Genomic DNA, 2,451 nt, shown 5'->3' with positions numbered 1-2,451 from the left:
CACCGTCAATCATCACCTGGGCCCGGAGCGTCAAGCATCAGCTGGGATCCGACACCACCACCCGGGTCGTGTCCTGTTGAACTGCTGAACCGGCTGGCCCGCCACCGCTGTTCATCAGACTGGCTGTGTCCGTGCTGGACTGCGGCACAGCCGATGGCCGAGAGGCTTGCTCCCTACCATCCCGAGACGGCAGCCCCGCTTGCTGACGAGGCCAGGCTGAGCTATCGGGCGCTCACTTCACTGGCCACGATGACTCACGATGGTACCGGCGTCGCTGTCAGCGCCAGGCCATCGACGCTCTCAGCAACGTACTTCGCCACCCGGCAGACGCCACCGCCGAGCCCGACAACGGCGATGATCCGCCGGTTTATGCAGCACGTGTCCGCTGACGTTGCCGTCAACCGTTGCCGTCAGCTGCCGCAGAGACCTCGCCGAAGCCACATCTGGCAAGGCCGTCCATTCATGACAGCCCCATGCTATTGCGGATACTCACTGCCCGGGAATGACGCAGGAACCTATCCCGCCCCAATTCCCGGGCGCCGGATTCGCGATAAATTCTTTCAATTGAGTCATTCAGGAGCAAATCCGGGACGAGCCGAGTACAGTCGTCGATGAATTCCCTCATAAATTTAGCCGAGACCTTGGCTAGATCAACAAACTCGGCAACCCCTACGACATCGGAGCCCCTCCTTCTGGATTCAACATGCCTGCCATCCAATGAAAGATGAATTTCTGAACCTCCCTCGGCAACAAGCGTCGAATCGCCATCGGCGGCCAGCAAATTAAGCGCATACCTGAGAGACATGGAGAAGTCCAGCAACGGCGTCCTGCCGTACTCGTAAATGGCCTCACCCACTCGAAAGGAGAGCGAGCCGATGAACCAGCGCTCCCGGACCACCCACTCCTCAGCTGCGGCGATCCTGGAGCGATCCACATCTCCTTGACCGGAGACTTCAGGATCGAACTCCCAATTCTTTGCGTAGGACAAATCTGCGAGTCCGGACATAGAAACCACTACTCCCCACTTCCAGGAGCCCACGGATAGGCATTCCGGACGGACCCGTCTGGATTCAGAATTACCTCCACTTCGTCCAAAGGATACCCTCCGTCCTGATCAGCAGCACGCCCGATATATCCACCGTCCCCGATATCGGCCGGCATAACGCCGCGATGGATTGTTCCGGTTCGGCCATTTGTATTTGGGCTGCCGTGCGGGTCGTCCTCTAGGGCGAGGCGAATCGCCCTATCCCTCTCCGCTCCCGACCCCCCCCAAACGGTCTTGGTCGCGTCACGGAGATCACCACCCTCCGTATGATTCCGATCCATGTGCGTACGGGTCTCATCGGTGATGGTGCAATTGGAGTTATGCACCAAGATCGGCACGGTCCCGGCGAGTACATAGTACGTGTGGACATCGCTGACGGTCAGGTCATGCGTGATCTGCTGTTTGGTGAAGTGGCGGACAGCAGCGACCTTGACCTGGCGACCGTCGTTGGTGCGCAGGGTCATGCCCGGGCGCAGGTCGCCAGCGTCCACCCAGCCCCCCTCCGAAGGGGACCAGAACGGGTGCGTGGTGGTGGCGATCAGCGGTGCACTGGAATTTTGCCCCCCTTGACGGTGAGGGCGACGAAATTCTTGTCGTCCTTTGTGAGGATGGTGGCGACGACCTTGTAAGCGGTCGTCTTCCCGTTCTTCGGATCGGTGGTGACTACCTTGTCCCCGATCTTCACGTCCTCAATGCGCTTCAGCCTGCCATCCGCCAGGAGGACTTGCGTCCCGTCCACAAAACTGTGATTGCATCCAACGGATCCGGTTCTGCCGGGTTTTCCTCGATAGGCCTCGCCAGCAAGCAGGGAATTGGTGATCGTATCCTGCAGCGCGTACGAGTGGAATGGTGATTCCACCAGGTGGCCGGTGAGCAGGCCTTCGACCGGGCTGTTGCAGTGAAGGAACTTACAATAATTCTTCAGGAAGTACGAGATCTCAGCATGTGATGCACCGTAGAACCACATCTGGAACGCTGCTTCATACCTGAAGGTCTCCGCTCGGCTTGTCATAAAGATGAGCCGCCTTGTTGTACTCAGCTTCCGAGGTATTACTGGAGTTCCGTACCGGCTTTTTCCCACTGGTGTACAGGATGACCGTCGTATCGTAGGCGACACGAGTGTCCAGCTCGATGACGGACTCGCTCGTGGTCCCGGAGTTGCCGCCGCTGCTGTCGAACATCGGCTTGAGGCCAGTGGGATCACTCTGGGAGATGGGGCTGTTGCGGGAGTACGCGTACCCGTTCATCTGCAGCGGGTCGGTGATGTCGATCAGCGGGTCCGCCGACAGGAAACGCCCCGAGTCCTGGTCGTATTCGCGGGCGCCTATGTGAGTCAGGCCGGAGGCCGTGTCATCAATGCCCACGCCGAGGTACGTGCGCTTGTTGGGCCACGAAGTCGGCTTGGT

The 2,451-nt window shown here is 59.5% G+C and carries 4 protein-coding genes; all 4 read right to left on the bottom strand.

Going from position 1 to position 2,451, the window contains the following annotated elements:
• Nucleotides 1–460 precede the first annotated feature (460 nt).
• On the bottom strand, nucleotides 461–1,006 hold the full coding sequence (locus tag K7G59_RS34275; RefSeq protein ID WP_225840623.1) for a hypothetical protein: 546 nt from the start codon (nucleotides 1,004–1,006) through the stop codon (nucleotides 461–463).
• Nucleotides 1,007–1,014: 8 nt separating this feature from the next.
• Nucleotides 1,015–1,584 carry a polymorphic toxin-type HINT domain-containing protein gene (locus tag K7G59_RS34270; RefSeq protein WP_308295130.1) on the bottom strand — a complete coding sequence of 190 codons (570 nt, stop codon included), beginning with the start codon at nucleotides 1,582–1,584 and terminating at the stop codon, nucleotides 1,015–1,017.
• Nucleotides 1,584–2,012: a Hint domain-containing protein gene (locus K7G59_RS34265; protein WP_225840621.1), complete on the bottom strand. Its 429-nt coding sequence runs from the start codon at nucleotides 2,010–2,012 to the stop codon at nucleotides 1,584–1,586. Before K7G59_RS34265 ends, K7G59_RS34270 begins: the two co-directional genes overlap by 1 nt.
• Nucleotides 2,013–2,025: 13 nt before the next feature.
• Nucleotides 2,026–2,451 (bottom strand): RHS repeat-associated core domain-containing protein (locus tag K7G59_RS34260; RefSeq protein ID WP_225840619.1); only part of this gene is annotated, 426 nt, incomplete at its 5' end.

It is taken from the genome of Streptomyces sp. NK08204 (assembly GCF_020400585.1).
GTDB lineage: Bacteria > Actinomycetota > Actinomycetes > Streptomycetales > Streptomycetaceae > Streptomyces.
The sequence above is the reverse complement of the archived record's forward strand: the minus strand, read 5'-3'. Positions and strand labels throughout refer to the sequence as shown.

Excerpts from the sequence above, each read along its gene's own strand:
- K7G59_RS34275 (WP_225840623.1), bottom strand. The coding sequence starts at position 1,006 with ATGTCCGGACTCGCAGATTTGTCCTACGCAAAGAATTGGGAGTTCGAT.
- K7G59_RS34265 (WP_225840621.1), bottom strand. The coding sequence starts at position 2,012 with ATGTGGTTCTACGGTGCATCACATGCTGAGATCTCGTACTTCCTGAAG.